This is a genomic window from Azoarcus sp. Soil_N_20 (assembly GCF_057656155.1).
The window spans coordinates 211,691-232,832 of record NZ_JBDGKX010000005.1 but is presented as its reverse complement, the minus strand read 5'-3'; the positions used below and the strand labels follow the sequence as shown (position 1 = coordinate 232,832).

18 protein-coding genes are annotated in these 21,142 nt (G+C 64.1%); 13 read left to right on the top strand and 5 right to left on the bottom strand.

The genetic code is table 11. The features are described from left to right. Positions 1–15 precede the first annotated feature (15 nt). From AC3A35_RS12420 to dnaA, 5 genes are all read right to left on the bottom strand, one after another. The gene (locus tag AC3A35_RS12420; protein ID WP_487436414.1) at positions 16–411 is read right to left on the bottom strand and encodes a hypothetical protein; all 396 of its coding nucleotides are present in this window, start codon (positions 409–411) and stop codon (positions 16–18) included. Between the two features lie 568 nt (positions 412–979). Beyond that, positions 980–1,468, bottom strand: coding sequence for a hypothetical protein (locus AC3A35_RS12415; RefSeq protein ID WP_487436413.1), 489 nt, complete (start codon positions 1,466–1,468; stop codon positions 980–982). Positions 1,469–1,472: 4 nt separating this feature from the next. Then, on the bottom strand, positions 1,473–3,974 hold the full coding sequence (gyrB, locus tag AC3A35_RS12410) for a DNA topoisomerase (ATP-hydrolyzing) subunit B (protein WP_487436412.1): 2,502 nt from the start codon (positions 3,972–3,974) through the stop codon (positions 1,473–1,475). Positions 3,975–4,076: 102 nt separating this feature from the next. Continuing rightward, positions 4,077–5,183: a DNA polymerase III subunit beta gene (gene dnaN, locus AC3A35_RS12405; protein ID WP_487436411.1), complete on the bottom strand. Its 1,107-nt coding sequence runs from the start codon at positions 5,181–5,183 to the stop codon at positions 4,077–4,079. A 44-nt stretch (positions 5,184–5,227) separates the two neighbouring features. Further along, a complete protein-coding gene (gene dnaA, locus AC3A35_RS12400; RefSeq protein ID WP_487436410.1) occupies positions 5,228–6,673 on the bottom strand; it encodes a chromosomal replication initiator protein DnaA in 1,446 nt (481 codons plus the stop codon). A 329-nt stretch (positions 6,674–7,002) separates the two neighbouring features. Between dnaA and rpmH the strand changes: the two genes are divergently transcribed. From rpmH to AC3A35_RS12335, 13 genes are all read left to right on the top strand, one after another. After that, positions 7,003–7,137, top strand: coding sequence for a 50S ribosomal protein L34 (rpmH, locus tag AC3A35_RS12395; protein ID WP_002926183.1), 135 nt, complete (start codon positions 7,003–7,005; stop codon positions 7,135–7,137). Further along, entirely contained in the window at positions 7,076–7,501 is a 426-nt protein-coding gene (rnpA, locus tag AC3A35_RS12390) for a ribonuclease P protein component (RefSeq protein ID WP_487436409.1), read from the top strand. The genes rpmH and rnpA overlap by 62 nt, the downstream gene beginning before the upstream one ends. Positions 7,502–7,642: 141 nt before the next feature. After that, on the top strand, positions 7,643–9,289 hold the full coding sequence (yidC, locus tag AC3A35_RS12385; RefSeq protein ID WP_487436408.1) for a membrane protein insertase YidC: 1,647 nt from the start codon (positions 7,643–7,645) through the stop codon (positions 9,287–9,289). Then, a complete protein-coding gene (gene mnmE / locus AC3A35_RS12380) occupies positions 9,261–10,619 on the top strand; it encodes a tRNA uridine-5-carboxymethylaminomethyl(34) synthesis GTPase MnmE (protein WP_487436407.1) in 1,359 nt (452 codons plus the stop codon). Before yidC ends, mnmE begins: the two co-directional genes overlap by 29 nt. Continuing rightward, entirely contained in the window at positions 10,573–11,022 is a 450-nt protein-coding gene (locus AC3A35_RS12375; protein WP_487436406.1) for an oxidoreductase-like domain-containing protein, read from the top strand. The genes mnmE and AC3A35_RS12375 overlap by 47 nt, the downstream gene beginning before the upstream one ends. Then, a complete protein-coding gene (locus AC3A35_RS12370; protein WP_487436405.1) occupies positions 11,019–11,810 on the top strand; it encodes a methyltransferase domain-containing protein in 792 nt (263 codons plus the stop codon). The genes AC3A35_RS12375 and AC3A35_RS12370 overlap by 4 nt, the downstream gene beginning before the upstream one ends. Beyond that, positions 11,807–12,583: a sulfite exporter TauE/SafE family protein gene (locus tag AC3A35_RS12365; protein ID WP_487436404.1), complete on the top strand. Its 777-nt coding sequence runs from the start codon at positions 11,807–11,809 to the stop codon at positions 12,581–12,583. Before AC3A35_RS12370 ends, AC3A35_RS12365 begins: the two co-directional genes overlap by 4 nt. A gap of 285 nt (positions 12,584–12,868) precedes the next feature. After that, entirely contained in the window at positions 12,869–14,119 is a 1,251-nt protein-coding gene (rsmB, locus tag AC3A35_RS12360) for a 16S rRNA (cytosine(967)-C(5))-methyltransferase RsmB (protein WP_487436562.1), read from the top strand. Further along, positions 14,094–14,678, top strand: coding sequence for a DUF4390 domain-containing protein (locus AC3A35_RS12355; RefSeq protein ID WP_487436403.1), 585 nt, complete (start codon positions 14,094–14,096; stop codon positions 14,676–14,678). The genes rsmB and AC3A35_RS12355 overlap by 26 nt, the downstream gene beginning before the upstream one ends. After that, complete coding sequence (locus tag AC3A35_RS12350) at positions 14,675–16,795, top strand: sensor histidine kinase (RefSeq protein ID WP_487436402.1); 2,121 nt, start codon at positions 14,675–14,677, stop codon at positions 16,793–16,795. Before AC3A35_RS12355 ends, AC3A35_RS12350 begins: the two co-directional genes overlap by 4 nt. 2 nt (positions 16,796–16,797) lie before the next feature. Next, a complete protein-coding gene (locus AC3A35_RS12345; RefSeq protein WP_487436400.1) occupies positions 16,798–18,045 on the top strand; it encodes a sigma-54-dependent transcriptional regulator in 1,248 nt (415 codons plus the stop codon). A 116-nt stretch (positions 18,046–18,161) separates the two neighbouring features. Further along, entirely contained in the window at positions 18,162–19,565 is a 1,404-nt protein-coding gene (gene trkA, locus AC3A35_RS12340) for a Trk system potassium transporter TrkA (RefSeq protein ID WP_487436399.1), read from the top strand. Between the two features lie 4 nt (positions 19,566–19,569). After that, a complete protein-coding gene (locus AC3A35_RS12335; RefSeq protein ID WP_487436398.1) occupies positions 19,570–21,039 on the top strand; it encodes a TrkH family potassium uptake protein in 1,470 nt (489 codons plus the stop codon). Positions 21,040–21,142: the final 103 nt, after the last annotated feature.

The window sequence follows — 21,142 nt, the reverse complement described above, 5'->3', positions numbered from 1 at the left end:
ACCCTGCCGGAATCCCTATGCGGACCGGCACTCGTTGGCGAGCGGCTTGTGGGTCTTGCCTTCGAGCAGCAAACCCTTCCACGGCAGGTCGATCCACACCAGGCCGCTCACCGCGTCTTCGAAGCGCGGCAGGCCGGAGTGGGAGGGGTCGCGTTCTAGGCGGTAGTTCTTGCCGTTCCAGCCGAGGACGATGCGGTTGTTCACCCGCTCGTGGACTTCGCGCTGGACGTGGACATACAGTCCATGTTCGCAGTTGTAGTTGCCGCTGGCCAGATCGAAGTCGAACTGGCCGTCGTGGTACGACGGAACGGGTTCGGAGGGCTGGCCGGCAACCGGCGCTAGAGGCTGGGTCGTGCAGGCCGACAGGATCAGAGGCGCTACGACAAGCGCCAGGAGCGACAAACGGATCATTCGGACATGCCTCCATTGGAGCGATCTGGCTGATTGTAGAGCAATGGCGACAGAGCCCATCGCTTTCCCGCGGCCGTTGCGGCCAGCAAGCGCTTCCGGTCCCGGCCGCGCCCGGCTTGTCCAGCGCTTGACAAGTAGACTCGAAAGTCTCGCCCTTGTTCACTTGCCCGAGCATCTCGTCGTCACCGGACCCGGCGCCCAGGTCGATGTCGGCGAAGGCAAAAGAAAAGGCCCGGACACCTGAGGGATCCGGGCCTAAATCCACACCAAAGGAGGAGGGTGGAGGAGACGGTTCAAGAATAGGCCAGAATCTTGTGCGTTGCAATAATTTGACTCCTGAATATTTCTATTGATCGATAAGTTATTCAAATACATACGGCCATACCTTGTTCTCCGGGCCATATTTAAATGTGTTTGTCATGATGCATTGCGCCACAAGCAATGTGCCGCCGCCAGTAATTCCGCGGTGCTTGCGATGCGGATACGGGGGCGGGCCGGCGCCATAGGGGCCACGCCCCGACACTCTGGCCACTGACAGTGGCCACAGTTCCGGTCTGCCGGCCGCAGTTCAGCTCCGGCGCCGCCCACCTGCGAACGGGCGGCGGCCCGGACCGGGCCGCCGCCGCTCGTCGTCGTCTGCCTTGGGCTTGGGCATCAGCAGATTCTTGCCGCCCTGGCGAGCGGTGGAGGCGTGGGCAAGTACGGCGGCCTCGAACTGCTCGGTGCTCAGCGGAATCGGGGCAGACTTCGCGGCCGGAACGTAGGCAGCGAGTTTCTCGCGCATCAGGAAGACCCGTTCCGCCGTATCGGCCTTCTTGGGGAGTCCTTCGCCTAGCGCCTGGCCGGGAAGGGTCAGGGCATAACCGCCGTCTGCCGCAACGATGAGGCCATGGGTGGCGAAGCGGCGAAAGGCCTCCGCCCACAAGCTGGCGGAACTGACCGGACAGCCCAGCAACTCGGCTGCGGCCACGATCTCGACCAGCTCGGCGGGCCGCCGCTTGGTGGCAATCAGGGTGGCCAGCAGCAACTGGGCGTCGATGTCGTGGATCGGGTACATTCGCTTAGACGTCAATGTTCTGCGCGTACAAGGCATTGCTCTCGATAAACGCCCTGCGCGGCTCGACGTTGTCCCCCATCAGCGTGGTGAAGATCTCGTCGGCGGCGATGGCGTCGTCGATCTGCACCCGCAGCAGGCGGCGCACGGCGGGGTCCATGGTGGTCTCCCACAGCTGGTCGGGGTTCATTTCGCCCAGGCCTTTGTAGCGCTGCTTGCTGATGCCGCGCTCGACTTCGGCCAGCAGCCAGGTGATGGCGTCGGCGAAGCGGATGACGGTCTGGCGCTTCTCGCCGCGGCGGATCTCGGCGCCGGGGCCGATGAGGCCGGTGATGGCTTCGGCGGCGTTGCGGATGGTGCGGTAGTCGCCGGAGACGAGGAAGTCGTTTTCGACCCAGCCGAACTTGCGGTTGCCGTGGTGCAGGCGCTCGATGGTGAGGCGCCAGGCTTCGGATTCGTCGTGATATTCGGCGTAGATCTGCAGGCCGTCGGGCAGGTGGGGCTGAATGCGCGTGGCGGAAGCACGGGCGGCGGTTTCGTCGTCGAGGCTGATCGCAAGGTCGTGGGCGAGCATGGCCTGCAGCACTTCGGGATCGATGTAGCTGGCCAGGCGTCGGGTGACCGCTTCGGCGAGCAGGTAGCTGCGTGCGAGGCCGCCGAGGGCTTCTTCGGCAATCGGATCGGCGCCTTCGCGCGGCACCAGCACGGCGCCGTCGAGGGCGAGCTTGAGCAGGTGACCGTTGAGCTCGTGGTCGTCCTTGATGTACATCTCGCTCTTGCCGTGCTTGATCTTGTACAGCGGCGGCTGGGCGATGTAGATGTGGCCGCGCTCGACCAGTTCGGGCATCTGGCGGTAGAAGAAGGTCAGCAGCAGGGTGCGGATGTGGGCGCCATCGACGTCGGCGTCGGTCATCAGGATGATGCGGTGGTAGCGCAGCTTCTCGGGTTTGTAGTCGTCCTTGCCGATGCTGGTGCCGAGCGCGGTGATCAGGGTGGCGATTTCCTGGCTTTGCAGCAGCTTGTCGAAGCGCGCCTTCTCGACGTTGAGGATTTTGCCCTTGAGCGGCAGGATGGCCTGGAATTTGCGGTCGCGGCCCTGCTTGGCGGAACCGCCGGCGGAGTCGCCCTCGACCAGGTAGAGCTCGCACAGCGCGGGATCCTTTTCCTGGCAATCGGCGAGTTTGCCGGGCAGGCCGACGCCGTCGAGGATGCCCTTGCGCCGGGTCATGTCGCGCGCCTTGCGGGCGGCGTCGCGGGCACGGGCGGCTTCGACGATCTTGTTGCAGATGGTGCGGGCGTCGAGCGGGCTTTCGAGCAGGAAGTCGCCGAGCTTGCTGGCGACGACCTCTTCGACCGCCGGACGGGCTTCCGAGGAGACCAGCTTCATCTTGGTCTGGCTGGCGAACTTGGGGTCGGGCATCTTGACCGACAGCACACAGGCGAGGCCCTCGCGCATGTCGTCGCCGGTAATGTCGACCTTGGCCTTCTTGGCGATCTCGTTTTCTTCGATGTACTTGTTGATGACCCGGGTCATCGCCGCGCGCAGGCCGGTGAGGTGGGTGCCGCCGTCGGCCTGCGGGATGTTGTTGGTGTAGCACAGCACCTGTTCGGCGTAGCTGTCGTTCCACTGCATCGCGACTTCGACCGCCAGTTCGGCGTCGTGGCCCTGGCCGGTGGGAATGCGGGTGGTGCCGGCGGCGTAGAACACGGTTGGGTGGAGCACGGTCTTGGTGCGGTTGACGTACTCGACGAAGCCCTTGACCCCGCCGGCGAAGGCGAAATCTTCCTCCTTGCCGGTGCGCTGATCGATCAGGCGGATCTTGACCCCGTTGTTGAGGAAGGACAGTTCGCGCAGGCGCTTGGCGAGAATGTCGTAGTGGTATTCGATGGTGCCGAAGATCTCTTCGTCGGCGAGGTAGTGCACCTCGGTGCCGCGCTTGCTGGTCTCGCCGAGGACCTTGAGCGGGCTGACCTCGACGCCGTTGACGACCTCGATGAGGCGGTCCTGCGGCACGCCGCGGTGGAACTCCATGAAGTGCTTCTTGCTGTCGCGGCGCACGGTGAGGCGCAGCCACTTGGACAATGCGTTCACGCACGAGACGCCGACGCCGTGCAGGCCGCCCGAGACCTTGTAGCTGTTCTGATTGAACTTGCCGCCGGCGTGGAGCACGCACATCACGATTTCGGCCGCCGAGCGCTTGGGCTCGTGCTTGTCGTCCATCTTGACGCCGACCGGGATGCCGCGGCCGTTGTCGGTGACCGAGATCGAGTTGTCGGCGTGGATGGTGATGACGATGTCGTCGCAGTGGCCGGCCAGGGCTTCGTCGATGGCGTTGTCCACGACCTCGAACACCATGTGGTGCAGGCCGGTGCCATCGGAGGTGTCGCCGATGTACATGCCCGGACGCTTGCGGACCGCCTCCAGGCCTTCGAGCTGCTGGATGCTGGTTTCGTCGTAGTCTTCGTGGGCGATTGCGGACGCGGTGGGCAGGTTTTGCGGTTCGGACATGGTCATCTCGGGTGATTCATAAAGAACGTGCCCCCGCTGGCGGGGGCATCGAACCCGGCGGGGCCGGGTTCATCGGTGCTGAAGGGTGGATCAAATGCGGGATCAAATGCGCATCGGCATCACGACGTACTTGAAATGCTCGTTGCCGGGCAGGGTGATGAGTGCGCTCGAGTTGCCGTCATTGAAGCGCCATTCGATGGTCTCCGACGACAGGTTGTTGAGCACGTCGAGCAGGTAGGTGACGTTGAAGCCGATGTCGAGCTTGGTGCCGTGGTAATCGATCTCGAGCTCGTCCTGGGCTTCTTCCTGCTCGGCGTTGGAGCTGACGATGCGCAGCGCACCGTCGTCGAGCACCAGGCGCACGCCGCGGAACTTCTCGTTGGTGAGAATGGCAGCGCGCTGCAGGCAGGCAAGCAGCGGCAGGCGCGGCAGGGTGACGATGCCGGGGTGGTTGTGTGGGATGACGCGCTGGTAGTCAGGGAACTTGCCGTCGATCAGCTTGGTGACCAGTTCGATGGCACCGAAGCGGAACACCGCCTGGTTGCCGGCGAGGATGACTTCGAGCGGGTCGTCGCTGTCGGCGAGCTGGCGCGACAGCTCGAGCACGGTCTTGCGCGGCAGGATGGTTTCGCAGCGCTGGGTGACCGGGACTTCGAGGTCGCTGGAGGCGTAGGCGAGGCGGTGGCCGTCGGTGGCGACCATGCGCAACTCGCTGCCGTCGGCGATCAGCAGCAGGCCATTGAGGTAGTAGCGGATGTCCTGCTGCGCCATCGAGTAGGCGACCTGGGCGAGCTGGCGCTTGAACGCGCGTTGCGGCACCGAGAACCGGGTGGCGTCGCCGTCGGGCAGATTCATGCGCGGGTAGTCGGCCGCGGGCAGGGTCTGGAGCTGGAAGCGGCTCTTGCCGGCCTTGACCGTCAGGCGCTTGTCGTCGAGGGTGAGGTTGACGTCGGTGTCGGGCAGCGCGCGCAGGATGTCCTGCAGCTTGCGCGCGGCGACGGTGATGGCGACGTCCTCGCCGCCGGCGTTGCCCGCGGTGGTGGTGCGGATCTGGATCTCGATGTCGGTGGCGAGCAGGGTCAGGCGGTCGCCCTGCTTCTCGATCAGCACGTTCGACAGGATGGGCAGGGTGTGGCGCTTTTCGACGATGCCGGCCACGGACTGCAGCGGGGCGAGAAGCGCATCACGGGTGGTGTTGAGCAGGAGCATGGCGTCAGTCTGGTCAGGAAATTGATCGGAAAGTCATCGCTGGCTCAACCCCGCAGGACCTGGGTGAGCACGTGTACATCGTGGTTGAGCTGGTGGTCGCCGAGGCGCAGCTCGGTGATGGTACGACAGGCGTGTAGCACGGTGGTATGGTCGCGACCGCCGAAGGCCTCGCCGATCGCGGGCAGCGACATCGGGGTGAGCTCCTTGGCCAGCCACATCGCGACCTGGCGCGGGCGGGCGATGACCCGGGTGCGCTTCTTGGAGTGCATGTCGGCGATCTTGATCTTGTAGTAGTCGGCCACCGTCTTCTGGATGTGCTCGATCGAGAGCTGACGGTTGTGCGCGTTGAGCAGGTCCTTGAGCGCGTCCTTGGCCACCTCGAGCGAGATGCCGCGGCCGTGGAAGCGGGCGTAGGCGACGACCTTGTTGAGCGCGCCCTCGAGTTCGCGCACGTTGGAGCGCAGGTTCTTGGCGATCAGGAAGGCGACGTCGTCGTCGACGGTGACGCGCAGGGCCTCGGCCTTTTTCTGCAGGATCGCGACCCGCATCTCGAGCTCGGGCGGCTCGATCTGCACCGTCAGGCCCCAGTCGAAACGGGAAATGAGGCGGTCTTCCAGACCCTGGATGTCCTTCGGGTAGGTGTCGCAGGTGATGACGATCTGCTTCTTGGCTTCGGTGAGCGCATTGAAGGCGTGGAAGAATTCTTCCTGGGTCCGGTTCTTGTTGTTGAAGAACTGGATGTCGTCGATGATCAGCATGTCGAGCGAGCGGTAGTAGCGCTTGAACGCGTCGAAGCTCTTCTGCTGATAGGCGCGCACCACGTCGGCGTAATAGTCCTCGACATGTACATAGCGCACCACCGCGCGCGGGTTGTGGCGGAACACCGCGTTGCCGATGGCGTGCACCAGGTGGGTCTTGCCCAGACCGACGCCGCCGTATACGAACAGCGGGTTGTACGAGGTGCCGGGATTCTGTGCCACCTGCATGGCGGCGGCGCGGGCCAGGTCGTTGGCACGGCCGGTGACCAGGGTGTCGAAAGTGAAGTCGGCGTTGAGGCGGGTCTTGTCGTAGGCGAGTTCGGCGCCGGACTGCGGCTCCGGCGTGGCCTGACGCATGATGGCCGCCGAGGCGACCGGGCGCGGTTCGCTGAGCGGTACGGTGCTGACGCTTGCCGCGGTCGCCGGGCCGGCTGCCGGTGCCCGCGGGGCGGCAGGGGCAACCGGTGCGCGCACGACACCGGGTGCGGGCAGCTGGAGGTCGAGGAGCAACGGCACACCGTGGAATTCTTCGCCGAGCTCACCGATCCGGCCGATGTAGCGCTCGCGCACCCACTGCATCACGAACCGGTTGGGCGCGATCAGGGTCAGGGCCGGGGCGCTGTCACTGCCGCCATAGACAACCTGCAGGGTCTTGATCCAGGTATTGAATTGCTGCTGTGGCAGTTCCTGCTCGAGGCGCGCCAGGCAGAAGGGCCAGAAATCCTGATTCACGGAGGGGGCAGTTTGGGTTTGCGGCACGGTTCTCGAAAACATGCATGCCGCGCCTGCAACACGAGGCGCAGCGGGAGCGACGGCCTGATGGCCTGTTATTGGGAATAGTCCGGTCAGCCGCGGCGGGTGGAAAGACCGCGTGTCGTTTGCCGACGGGATGATCAAGCGCATGATTCTACCCCTCGACGTCGGACTTATCCACAGACAGGCGCAATCATTGCGGAGAATCGGCAAGGCGCTCTTTCGCATGGGCCGGCGACCAATGTTCTTGACAAACAGGGCATTATCCAATCTAATCTCGCGTTTGACCTTACCACTGGCAGCCGATCATGAAACGCACTTACCAACCTTCCGTCGTTCGTCGCAAGCGCACCCACGGCTTTCTGGTCCGCATGAAGACCCGTGGCGGTCGTGCGGTCATCCGTGCCCGTCGTGCCAAGGGCCGTCATCGCCTCGCTGTCTGAGGTGATCGACCCGGCGGGCGCTGACCAGAGTTTTCGAAGCGCTCACAGATTGCACAAAACGGATGAATTTTCATCCGTTTTTGCTTTTCGGCGGGCGCTACGTGGGCGCTTCTACATGCTGCATTACCGCCCCAACGGGTCGGAGTCCGCCCGCGTGGCGGTGGTTGTGGCAAAGAAGGTGGCCAAGCGCGCCAATGTGCGCAACCTCGTCAAGCGCATTGCGCGCGAGATCTTTCGTCGTCAGCGTGTCTTGATTCCGCCTTACGATCTGATCGTCCGGCTGCATGCGCCGGTTGCGACTGCAACGCGCGCAGAAATGAATCAGGATCTGCTGCAGTTGCTGTCGAGGCTGCCCCGGCTGTGAGCATTGCCGCAGGCATACTCATGCGGGGTCTGCCCGTTTTTCTCCGCCCCGGCCTCACTTTGAAGCCGGTCCGCGCTTGTTCCTCCCTCAGGGCGGGTATCATTCCGTTCCCTGACTAACGACCGTACGACCACGAACCCGATGGATCAACGTCGCCTCATCCTCCTCCTGATTTTCTCCCTGTCCCTGGTCATGCTGTGGGATGGCTGGCTCAAGTACAACCAGCCGGCCCAGCCGCCGGTGCCGGCAAGCGCCGCAGTGACCAAGGGTGGCAGCAGTGTGCCCGTTCCCACCGCCGGTCTGACGCCGGGTGCCGCTGCACTGCCGGTGGTCGAAGCCGCCAAGACCGCTCCGCGGGTGCGTGTCGTCACCGATTTGCTCCGTGCCGACGTCTCCGCCGAGGGTGGCAGCATCGTCCGCCTCGAGTTCGAGAAGCACCAGGCCACCACCGACCAGTCGCGCGGATTCGTGCTGTTCGACGACGGCGCAACGCACCTGTACTCGGCCGAGGCCGGCCTGATCGGGGCCGGGCTGCCCAACCACCGCACGATCTACAGCCTGCCCGCGGGCGAGCAGGTGCTGAAGGACGGGCAGGATGCGCTGGAGCTGCGCCTCGAGGCGCCGGAACAGAACGGGATCAAGGTTGCCAAGCTGATTACCTTTCATCGCGGCAGCTACCTGGTCGATGTCAGCTACGAGATCACCAATGGCAGCGGCGAGCCGCTGTCGGCACACGCCTATTTCCAGCTCACCCGTGACGGCAAGGAGGCGGAGCAGGTCGAAGCCTTCGGCGTGACCACCTTCACCGGGCCGGCCTTCTTCACCGATGCGGCCAAGTTCCAGAAGGTGCAGTTCGAGGAGATTGCCGAGGGCAAGGCCAAGTTCGCCAAGAACGCGAACGATGGCTGGGTGGCGATGGTGCAGCATTACTTCGTCAGCGCCTGGCTGCCGGCCGAAGGTGTCGAGCGCGAGTTCTTCGCCCGCAAGGTCGGTGGCGACCTGTATTCGGCCGGGGTCATCGTGCCGGTGGCGGCGATTGCGCCGGGCGCGAGCGGCAAGGTCGACTCGCGCCTGTATGCCGGTCCGCAGGAGCAGGACAAGCTCGAGGGCATCGCTCCGGGCCTCGACCTGGTGGTCGACTACGGCTGGCTGACGGTGATCGCGGCGCCGCTGTTCTGGGTGCTGTCGTGGTTCCACAACCTGACCGGCAACTGGGGCTGGGCGATCATCCTGGTGACGGTGGCGATCAAGGCGGTGTTCTTCCCGCTGTCGGCGGCGAGCTACAAGTCGATGGCCAAGATGCGCGTGCTCGGCCCGCGCATGCAGCGCATGAAGGAGCTGTACGGTAACGACAAGGCCAGGATGCAACAGGAGATGATGAATCTCTATCGCACCGAGAAGATCAATCCGCTCGGCGGCTGCCTGCCGATCCTGGTCCAGATCCCGGTGTTCATCGCGCTGTACTGGGTGCTGCTGGGTAGTGTCGAGATGCGTCAGGCGCCGTGGCTGGGCTGGATCCAGGACTTGTCGGCGAAGGACCCGTACTTCATCCTGCCGGTGATCATGGGTGCGTCCATGCTGATCCAGATGAAGCTCAACCCGACCCCACCGGATCCGCTGCAGGCCAAGATCATGATGGCGATGCCGATCGTGTTCACCTTCATGTTCCTGTGGTTCCCGTCCGGGCTGGTGCTTTACTGGGTGGTGAACAACGTGCTGTCGATCGCACAGCAATGGCAGATCACGCGGATGATCGAGAGTGGCAAGCCGGGCGCCAAGACCGCCTGACACCATTGCCGCGATCGCAACGGCGCCGGGCCGCGGAGGCATTGGCGTCGTTCGTGTTTCCGGTGCGGCGCTGGACGGCTTTGCGCGGGCACTGAGCGGGCGTCAGCCCCGGCCCCGGGTCGCGTCCTTCGCCCGCTTCCTCGACGCCCGCGGCGAGCCGATCGACGAGGGTCTGCTGCTGTACTTCACGGCGCCGGCCTCGTTTACCGGCGAAGACGTCCTCGAACTGCAGGGCCACGGGGGCCCGGTCGTCATGCAGTTGTTGCTCGATCGCTGTATCGCGCTCGGCGCCAGACTGGCCGAGCCCGGTGAGTTCACCCGGCGCGCGTTTCTCAACGGCAAACTCGATCTGGCCCAGGCCGAGGGCGTTGCCGACCTGATCGAGGCTTCGACTGCGGCGGCGGCGCGCTCTGCCGTGCGTTCGCTGTCAGGGCGATTTTCGCAGGAGATTCATCGTATCCGCGATGCCCTGATCGATCTGCGCATGCTGGTCGAGGCGACCCTGGATTTTCCCGAGGAGGAGATCGACTTTCTCGAACAGGCGCGGGCACTGCCCCGGCTCGAGTCGATCCGCGCCCAGCTCGAAAAAGTACTCGATCGCGCGCGCCAGGGGGCCTTGCTGCGCAGCGGGCTCAATGTGGTGCTGGCGGGGGCGCCGAATGTCGGCAAGTCGAGCCTGCTCAACCAGTTGGCGGGCGAGGAGCGGGCGATCGTCACCGAGGTGGCCGGCACCACCCGCGATGCCTTGCGCGAGACGATCCAGATCGAGGGCATCCCGCTGCACATCATCGACACGGCCGGCTTGCGCGCGACCAGCGATGCGGTCGAGCGCATCGGCATCGAGCGCACGCGGCGGGAATTGGCGCGTGCCGATGTGGTGCTGCGCCTGATCGACGCATCGCGGCCAGGCGAGGCCGAGGGCGGGACGGATATCGACCTTCAGCTTGCTGCCGGTATCGAGTGCATCACGGTGATCAACAAGATCGATCTTGCCGGGCTCGTTCCGCAGCGCAGCGAAGAGCAGGGGAGGGTCACGGTACAGGTGTCGGCGCGCGAGGGGCTCGGCATCGATCTTGTGCGCGGCGAGTTGCTGCGAGTGGCCGGGTGGCACGCTCACGGCGAGGACGTGATTCTCGCGCGTGAGCGGCATCTGGCGGCACTGCGTGCCGCACTTCAACATATCAATACCGCGGCCGAAACCTTGCCTGCCCTCGAGCTGTTTGCCGAGGAGTTGCGCCTTGCCGGGGAGAGCCTTGGCGAGATTACCGGCGAGTTTTCGGCCGATGATCTTCTGGGGGTCATCTTCTCCCGATTCTGCATCGGCAAGTGATGGTTGCGCAGGGAAAGGATGTATGGCGGATCGGTGCGGCGGGGGCCCGAAGCGGAGGTGGCAGTTTATGCCGTTGGTATTGTCCCGGGTTCAATTGTCTCCTCCGGTGGCATGCATGAGTCGAAAGCCAATGAGTCGAGATCCATTCGGGGGCACCCCAAAAAACCTTACGGAAGCGCAAAGCCTGATTGTTGCGGTGCAGCGCAGCGCTGAGGATGTCGGCGTAACGGTACGGCTGCCCCCGCCCATTCCGACCACCTGCTGTGGCCGTGGTTGTAGCGGGTGTGTATGGGAGGGCTACTACGCGGCCCTCATCTACTGGCGAGATCAGGCCGTGGAGAAGCTCGGGGTCGGGCGCGCGTCTGGCGACCTGCATTTTCCTTTATTGGGGGACACTCGATGAGCTGGGATCCCGATCGCTATCTGGGTTTTCACGACTTGAGATTGCGTCCGGCGCTGGACCTGCTTGCGCGGGTTCCACTGACCGCACCTGAGAATATCGTCGATCTCGGTTGTGGTCCCGGGAACGTAGCGCGTGTATTGCGCGAGCGCTGGCCGGAGGCGGATTTGTGCGGGGTTGACCAGTCCATGGCCATGCTCGCGCGTGCACAGCAGGTGTTGCCCGACGCGCGCTGGATCGACGCGGACCTTTCCAGCTGGTCCCCGGCGCTTCCAGTCGATCTGGTGTTTTCCAACGCGGCACTGCACTGGGTGGACGATCATCCGGCATTGTTTGGACGACTTGCCGGCATGGTCGCGACGGGCGGTGTACTGGCCGTTCAGATGCCGGCGAACTTCGACGCCCCTTCCCATCGGCTGATTCGCGAACTGGCAGCGGCCCCCGCTTGGGTCGACTACCTGGGCGGGGTGCGCATGGGCGCGGTACTGGACACGGGGAGCTACCATCGCCTGCTTGCACCGCACTTCAAGGTGGTGGATCTGTGGGAAACGACCTATGTCCAGCAACTCGTCGGCGAACATGCGGTGTTCGACTGGTTGATGGGGACCACACTGGTGCCCTATCTGGAGCGACTCGATCCGAGCGCGGGCGTTGCATTCGCGACTGCGCTCAAGCCCTTGCTGGCGAGCGCGTATCCGGTGCAGGACGACGGCTCGGTGCTGTTTCCGTTCAAGCGGGTGTTCATGGTTGCACGGGAACCGCGGCAGGATGTTTCACGTGAAACACGATGATTGATGGCGATCTCATTTTTCTGGTTCTGGGCGTCGCGGCCTTCTTTGCCGGGTTTGTCGACGCGGTGGTCGGCGGCGGTGGCCTGATTCAGATACCGGCACTGTTTGCGGCGTTTCCATCGACGTCGCCGGCCACGCTTTTCGGAACGAACAAGGTTGCGAGCATCGTTGGCACCACGAGTGCTGCGCTCCAGTACGGTCGCCGGGTTGCGATTCCATGGAGCGTCGCACTGCCGGGCGCGGTCGCCGCGCTGATCGGGGCCTGGTATGGCGCCAAGGCGGTGGCCTATCTTCCACCGACGATCCTACGCCCGTTGATCCTGCTGTTGCTGGTGTTGGTGGCGGTGTACACCTTCGTGCGCAAGGATCTCGGATCGGTGTCGCGCGAAGGTGAACACGGCCGTCGGTCGGCGATCGTGGCCTCGGCAATCGGCGGGGTGATCGGATTCTACGATGGCTTTTTCGGCCCCGGCACCGGAAGCTTTCTGATCTTTCTGTTCATCCGCTGTCTGGGCATGGACTTTCTGCGTGCTTCGGTCACGGCGAAAATCCTTAACGTGGCAACGAATCTCGCCGCAATCAGTTTCTTCGCTGGCAACGTGGAAATCATGTGGAAGCTGGGGCTGACGATGGCGCTTTGTAACCTCATCGGTGCGCTGGTGGGATCGCGCACAGCCTTGCGCCACGGGACGGGCTTCGTGCGAAAAATGTTCCTCGGCGTGGTATCGGTACTAATTGCGAAGCTTGCCTACGATACCGTTCTGGCATGGTAGCCGGCGGGAATGTTTCACGTGAAACAGCATCTGATCTTGCAAGCTCCGACGGGGTCGCCCCAAAGGCACGACCGATCACGTAGCGCGAACGGTCGGGTGCTTCGTTCGCCGCTGGTTTGGCCCGCGCTGCCGTTTGCCGCGCTCCCCACAATTCAATTTTGACCTTCAGAAGGCAACGTGAACCGTCCTCCCAATCGCGTGACCCGCCCCCAGGAACGCCCTCGCGCGCACCGCCGTCAACCTGCCGCTGCGCCGTCACTGCCTGAAGACAGCCTGGGCTATGCACTGCGCCAGGCTGCCTTGCTGATCGCCGCGGTCCTCCAGGGCGATAACCTTACCGACCGTTATGAAGCGCTGCTCAGGACTCATCCCGACTGGGGCGATGCCACGCGCGGGGCGGTCAGAGATCTGGCCTGGTCCACCCTCCGTGAATACGGTCGAGGTGATGTGGTGCTGAAACAATTTCTGCACAAGCCTCTGCCGGCATACGTCCATGCGCTTTTGTTGATTGCCGTGCATCGGCTCGGCCAGCGCCCGGCGCAGGCACATACACTGGTGGATCAGGCCGTGGAAGCTGCCGCAGTCGAGGCGCCCGCCCTGAAAGGCGTGGTCAACGGCGTACTGCGCAACGTGCTGCGCGAAGGCGCGAACCTCGACCGCTGGCGACAGCACGACCCAGTCGCACGCTACGCCTACCCGCAGTGGTGGATCACGCGCGTGCGCAAGGACCATCCCCACGACTGGGAGGCCGTGTTGAGCGCGGGCAACCTCCATCCTCCCATGTCGCTGCGGGTAAACCGCCGGCGCTCGACGACGCTGGACGTGCTCGCCGCGCTCGACGCGGCCGGGATCGCGGCACGGGAACTGGATAACGGCGCGGTGTTGCTCGATCGTGCGGTGCCGGTCTCGCGTCTGCCCGGCTTTGCCGACGGCGCCCTGTCGGTACAGGATGCAGGCGCACAATGGGCCGCATTGTGGATGGACCTCGGGCACGGTCAGCGTGTTCTCGATGCCTGCTCCGCACCCGGTGGCAAAGCCGCGCACATGCTCGAACTGGCCGACATCGAGCTGACAGCCCTCGAACTCGATCCTCAACGTGCCGCACGGGTTAAGAGCAATCTCGACCGCCTCGGTCTGGAAGCGCACATCAAGGTCGCCGATTGCCGGGATCTCGATGCCTGGTGGGACGGACGCCCGTTTGATCGCATCCTTGCCGACGTGCCATGCTCCGCCTCCGGCGTCGTACGGCGCCACCCCGATATCAAGTGGCTGCGCCGCAACGAGGATATCGCCCGCTTTGCCGCCCAGCAGGCGGAAATACTCGATGCACTTTGGCATACCCTGGCGCCCGGTGGCACAATGCTATACGTGACCTGTTCGGTTTTCGATGAAGAGAACCGTGACCAGATCGAACGCTTCCGAGCCCGCCACCCGGATGCAGCGTCGGACGCCATCGCGGCCTCCGGTTCGCGTCCGCTGTTACCCACTGGCGATCATGACGGCTTCTACTATGCGCGGCTGCGCAAGCATTGCTGATTTGTTGCGCCGGCTGCTGTTGTTGCTGGCACTGGCTTCGGTTGCGGTGTTCGCTGCCGACGAGAGCACCATCACGCATGCGGAGATCGTCCCGGGAGATGGCGGCTACGTGCTCAATGCCGACATCGAACTCGACCTCAATCCACGCCTGACCGACGCGATCACGCGCGGGGTGGCGCTCCATTTTGTGGCCGAGCTGGTGATCGAGCGCCCGCGTTGGTACTGGGTCAATGAGGTGGTGGTAGAGCGCGAACTCAATTACCGCATCTCCTACCACGCGATCACCCGCAGCTACCGCCTGTCGATCGGTAGCCTGCACCAGAGCTTCGAAAGCCTCGACTCGGCCTTGCGTACCATGCAACGCATCCGCAACTGGCAGCTGACCGACAAGGACGGACTGAGCCCAGGGGTGTCGCATGAAGTCGCACTGCGCTTTCGTCACGACACCGCACAACTCCCCAAGCCCTTTCAGGTGACGGCGATCGGCAGCCGTGACTGGAATGTCGGCACCGACTGGATGCGGTGGACCTTCCTCCCCGGCGCAGCGACTTCGCAATGAAGCGTATCGCCCTCGCCTTCATCGCTGCCATCGCAGGGATTTCGCTGTATTTGCTGACCTCCGCAAGTGCGAACTCCGACCTTTTTGCCGGCAACTATCCTTATCTGCTCGCGCTCAACGGCGTCGTGGCAGTGGCGCTGGCCGGGCTGGTGGCCGTGCAGCTGCGCTCCCTGTGGCGGGAGTATCGCTCACGCCAGTTCGGCTCCCGGCTCAAGTTCCGGATGATGCTGATGTTCGCCCTGATGGCCCTGCTGCCGGGGCTCGTCGTTTATGCGGTGTCGCTGCAGTTCGTGGTGCGCAGTATCGAGTCCTGGTTCGACGTCCGGGTAGATTCGGCGCTGGAAGGGGGCATCGCGCTCGGCCAGAACGCGCTCGATTATCTGGTGAGTCAGGTCAACGTCAAGGCGGGCGACATGGCGCTGGATCTCGAGGGCGCCGAAATCGTCACCCCCAGTCGACTGAACCGGATGCGTGAGCTTTCCGGGGTCGCCAGTGCCACCGTACTGGCGGCGAATGGCCAGGTGATCGCGACCGCGTCGGACGGCATGGTCGAGCTGATACCCGATTTGCCGACTTCGGCGCAACTGCGCCAGGCCCGGCAGAGTCGCAATGTTCACATGGTCGACAGCGGCGCAGACGGACGCCTGGTGATCCGGGTGATTGTCCCGATTCCGAGCCGTTCCATCATCAGTGAGCCGAATCTGCTGCAGCTCACCCAGCCGGTGCCGGAGACCTTTGCACGCCACGCCGAGGCGGTCCAGGAGGCTTATCGGGACTATCAGCAGCTCACCCTCGGCCGTGATGGCCTGAAGCGGATCTACCTGCTGACCCTGACCCTGACCCTGCTGCTCGCGCTGCTCACCGCAATGGCGGTGGCCTTCGTCCTCGCCCGCCGCCTTGCCGCGCCGTTGCTGATACTGGCCGAGGGCACCCAGGCCGTCGCTCAGGGCGACTATCGCCCGCGGCAGGCATTACCCGCACGGGACGAACTCGGCGTGCTGACCCAGTCGTTCAACCAGATGATCCGCCAGCTCGAAGATGCGCGCGCCGCAGCCGACCGCAACCGCGCCGCGGTGGAGGCCGCGCGGGCCTACCTCGAGAGCGTGCTCGCCAATCTGTCGACCGGGGTCCTCGCCTTTGCCAGCGACGGCACGCTGCGGGCGGCCAACCGTGGTGCGCTCGATATCCTGGGAGACGACCTCGCCGGTTTCGAAGAGATTGCGCTCGCCGACTGGCCGCGCCACCAGGTGTTCCGTGACGCTCTGCTCGCCGGCTTCGCGAGCCATGAAGGGGACTGGCATGAACAGATCGAAGTGCCGTCGAGCGATAGCTCGCCCCTCACCCTGCTGGTTCATGGATCGCGCCTGCCCGAGGGTACCGGCGGTGGACTGGTGGTGGTGTTCGACGATATCTCGCGCCTGATCGAGGCCCAGCGTACGGCCGCGTGGGCCGAGGTGGCGCGACGGCTGGCGCACGAGATCAAGAATCCGCTGACGCCGATTCAACTGTCGGCTGAGCGTCTGGCCGTCAAGCTGGCCGCCCAGCTCGACGAGAACGGTCGGGCGATGCTCGAGCGCGGCACGCGCACGATCGTGAACCAGGTGGAGGCCATGAAGAATCTGGTCAATGCCTTTCGCGACTATGCGAGATTGCCTGCGACCGAGCTGGTGCCGATCGATCTGGCCGCGCTGAGCCGCGAGGTGTTGAACCTGTACGAGAGCGCTGCAGTGCACATCGATGTGCAACTCGCGGATGACCTGCCGAAGGTTCTGGGGGATCCGTCGCAGATCCGCCAGATCATTCACAATATGCTGCAGAATGCGCAGGACGCAGTGGCCAGCCAGGACGACGGCGAGATCACGCTGATCGCACGCCGCGATGGCGAGCGCGTACTGATGTTGTTTCGCGACAATGGCCCGGGCTTTCCGCCCGAGGTCCTGGCGCGTGCCTTCGAACCTTATTTCACGACCAAGTCCAAAGGCACCGGACTCGGGCTCGCAATGGTCAAGAAGATCGTTACCGAGCACGGGGGCGACGTGCGGATTGCCAATCGCGATCTCGGCGGTGCCGAGGTGCGTATCCGTCTGCGGACGATCATGACAAGCGGTGAATACTGACCATGGCAAAGCTACTCATCGTTGATGACGAAGTCGGCATCCGGGAACTGCTCTCGGAAATCCTGCGCGACGAAGGGCACGACATCCAGCTTGCCGGAAACGCTGCTGAAGCGCGTGCTGCACGCAACTCCGCGCGCCCCGACATGGTGTTGCTCGACATCTGGATGCCCGATACCGATGGCATTACCCTGCTCAAGGAGTGGTCCGCCAACGGCCAACTCACCATGCCGGTGGTCATGATGTCCGGCCATGGCACCATCGATACGGCGGTGGAGGCCACCCGCATCGGTGCGATCGACTATCTCGAGAAGCCGATCGCTCTGCAGAAGCTGCTGGCCGCAGTGAAGCGGGGGCTGCAGCGACCGGTGGCGAGCGGGGTTCCGGCGCCGTTGACGCTGGCGGCCTTTACCCGGTCGGCTCCATTGCGCGAGCTCAAGCGGCGCATCGAACAGATTGCCGACAATTCACGTGTTCTGCTGCTCAGGGTCGGCGGCGGCAGTCTGGCCGAACTCGCTGCGCGCAGCCTTCAGGTGGCGGGCACCCCCTGGCTGGATCTGAGTGCGGTGATCGCGCCCCTCGATCTGACCCAGCTCCAGGCAAGCCACGGCGGCCTGCTGTTTGTCGGCGAGCTGGGGCGACTGAGCCGGGCCCAGCAAAAGAACCTCGCGTTCGCGCTCGAGCGGCTGGAACGCTTCGAACTGCGGCTGGTTGTCGCCACCGAGCGTAGCCACGACATGCTGCTCAACGACGGCTGGGACGAAACCTTGCTCGATCGCCTGTTCGAGGTCAGCCTCGCACCGCCGTCGATGACCGATATTCGAGATGATCTCCCTGAACTTGCCGCCCAGGTCCTGCTGCACCTGGTCGAGGCCAACGAGGTGCCATTGCGCCGGTTCTCCACCGCAGCCCTGAACCATATGCGCACCCAGCCGTGGACCGGTGGCTATGGCGAGTTGCGTGCTGCGGTCCGTTCGCTGGCGTTGGCGACGCTCGATGAGGAGATCGGACTGTCGGAGGTTCGTCGGCTACTGGCGCCGACCGCCGACAATGCGTCCTGCGCGGTCTCATTCGATCAACCCCTGCGTGAGGCGCGCGAAGCGTTCGAGCGGATGTATTTCGAGCACCACCTCCGCCTCGAAAGCGGCAACATGACGCGTCTCGCCGAGAAAACCGGCCTTGAGCGAACCCATCTCTATCGCAAGCTCAAGCAGCTCGGCTTGCAGGCAGGGCGCCGCCACGAAGAGGCCTGACCCCATGCATACCAGATCGGCGACAGTCCGCTTATGCGGCAGTGCAACATTCCGTGTCAAGGGTCCATCAGAGCGCGTAGAATCGTCGGCTTCTGTGTCATTCTGGGGCTAGCCCGGTGAAAATCATCATCCTCGGCGCTGGTCAGGTGGGAGCCTCGGTGGCTGAAAATCTGGTGTCCGAAGCGAACGACATCACTCTGGTGGACACCAGCGCAGACTACCTTGCCGAACTGCGTGAGCGACTCGAAGTGCGCACCGTCTGCGGTAATGCCGCTTCGCCCTCGGTGTTGCGCGAGGCCGGGGCCGACGACGCGGATCTGCTGATTGCGGTCACGCAGTCGGACCAGACCAATCTCTGCGCCTGTCGGGTCGCGAAGGCCTTGTTCAACCTGCCGACTCGGATCGCCCGACTACGCTCCTCCGACTACGTCGATCATCCCGAACTGCTCGACGAGAATAACTTCGCGGTCGATTTCTCGATCTGTCCGGAGCAGATCGTCACCGACTATATCAAGCGCCTGATCGCGTTTCCCGAGGCGTTGCAGGTGCTCGAGTTCGCTGACGGTGTGGTCAGCCTGATCGGGGTGCGCGCGTTCGAGGGCGGGCCGCTGGTCGGGCATCCGCTCAAGGCGCTGCGCTTCCACCTGCCGAATGTCGAAGTGCGGATCGCCGCGATCTACCGCAACGGCGAGCCGATCATTCCCGAGGGCGACACCGTCATTGTGCCGGGCGACGAAATGTTCTGCCTCGCCGCGTCGGTCCATATCCGCCAGGTGATGCGTGAACTGCGTCGCACCGACAAGCCGATGCGACGGATCATGATCGCCGGCGGGGGCAACATCGGTTTTCGCCTCGCACGCTCGATCGAGAACGACTACAACGTCAAGATTCTCGAAGTCGACAAGCGCCGCGCTGAGGTGCTCGCCTCCCAGTTGGGACACACCCTAGTGCTGCGCGGCGATAGCACGGACGAAAAATTGCTCGAGAACGAGGGGATCGACGAGACCGACCTTTTCGTTGCGCTGACCAACGACGAGGAAGACAACATCATGTCGGCCTCGCTCGCCAAGCGGATGGGCGCGCGCCGCACGCTGGCCCTGATCAACCGCAAGAGCTATGTGGATCTGGTCCAGGGCGGGCCGATCGACATTGCGATCTCGCCGGCACACACCTCGATCGGCTCGCTGCTTGCGCATGTCCGCCGTGGCGATGTGGTTGCGGTGCACAGCCTGCGCCGCGGTGCGGCCGAGGCGCTGGAGATCATCGCCCACGGCAAGCCCAAGGACTCCAAGGTGGTCGGTCGTCGAATCGAGGAAATTGCCCTGCCCAAAGGGGCCACCATCGGGGCCATCGTGCGCGACGAACGGCGCAGCGACGGCAAGGTGATCCGGCGCATGGTGATCATTCCCCACCACGACACCGTGATCGAGAATGAAGACCACGTCATCGTGTTCTGCACGCACAAGAAATTGGTGAGCAAGGTGGAGAAGCTGTTCCAGGTCGGTTTCACTTTCCTCTGATCGCATGCAATCGCCAGCTCGCGCCTATTACCCCGCGCTCAATGCGCTCGGCCTGATCATCGTCATTTTCGGGCTGTTGATGTGCTTCCCGCTGGTGGTCTCGGTCTGGCTGGACGACGGCGCCAGGCTCGCCTACGACCAGGCCATTCTGTTCACGCTGGTCGCCGGTGCCGTGCTGTGGTTATGGACCCGCGGCCGACGCCGCGACCTGCGTATACATGACGGTTTTCTGCTGGTGGCGTCGACCTGGGTGGTATTGCCGGTGTTCGGCGCCTTGCCCTTGATCGGCTACCTGCCCGAACTTTCGGGCATCGATGCCTATTTCGAGGCCGTCTCCGGACTTACCGCGACCGGCGGTACGGTGCTGACCGGACTGGACGAGTTGCCGACCTCGATCAACCTGTGGCGCACCTTCATGCACTGGATCGGGGGCATGGGCGTGATCGTGCTGGTGGTCGCGATCCTGCCGCTGCTCGGGATCGGCGGCCGTCAGCTGTTCAAGGCCGAAGTCCCCACCCCGATGAAGGAGAGCAGCCTCACCCCGCGCATCGCCGAGACGGCCAAGGGGCTGTGGATGACCTACATCCTGCTCACGCTCGGTTGTGGCTTCAGTCTCTGGTATGCCGGTCTGGATGGCTGGGATGCGGTGATCCATGCCTTCTCGGTGACCGGGCTGGGCGGTTTTTCCAACAAGGACGCCTCGCTAGGCCATTTCAACAACCTGAATGTCGAGCTGGTGGCGATCGTGTTTGCGCTCGGCTCGGCGCTGAACTTCGCGACCCATTACCTTGCGCTGTCGCGGCGCTCGATCATGCCCTACCTGCGGGACCCTGAAATCCCCTTCTTCTTCGGTGTGCTGGTGTTCAGCATCGTGATGCTGACCGTGTATCTGATGCAGTTCAACGCCCATGCCGATGCCCCGACGACACTGCGCTACGTGGCGTTCCACGTGGTGTCGATTTCGACTTCGCTGGGCCTGTCGACCTACGACTACACCCTGTGGCCGATGTTCGCGCAGGTCTGGGTGCTCTTTCTCGGCAGCTTCATCGCCTGTTCGGGTTCTGCCGGCGGCGGCATCAAGATGATGCGGGCGATGATCCTGTACAAGCAGGTGTTCCGCGAGATCATCCGTTCCCTGCACCCGAACGCGGTCAGCCCGGTACGGCTGGGCACGCAACCGGTGTCGGAGGGGATCCTGCACGCGGTGCTGGGTTTCAGTTTCATGTACATGGTCACCATCGTGTCGCTCACCCTGGTGTTGTCGGCGAGCGGGCTGGAGCTGGTCTCCGCGTTCTCCGCGGTGGTGGCCTGCCTGAACAACACCGGCCCGGGGCTGGATGCGGTGGGGCCGGCGTCGAACTATCAGGCGCTCAACGATTTCCACACCTCGGTACTGGCCTTCACCATGATCCTCGGACGACTGGAGATCTTCACCTTCCTGGTGGTGCTGACGCCGGCGTTCTGGCGACGGTAGATGCAGTCGGGGGGCGGATCGCGGGCCCAAAACTGACCGCGCTCAACCCATCTTGCCCTGCAACAGGCGATAATCACGGCTTGATGCCAATCGGCCGGATGAG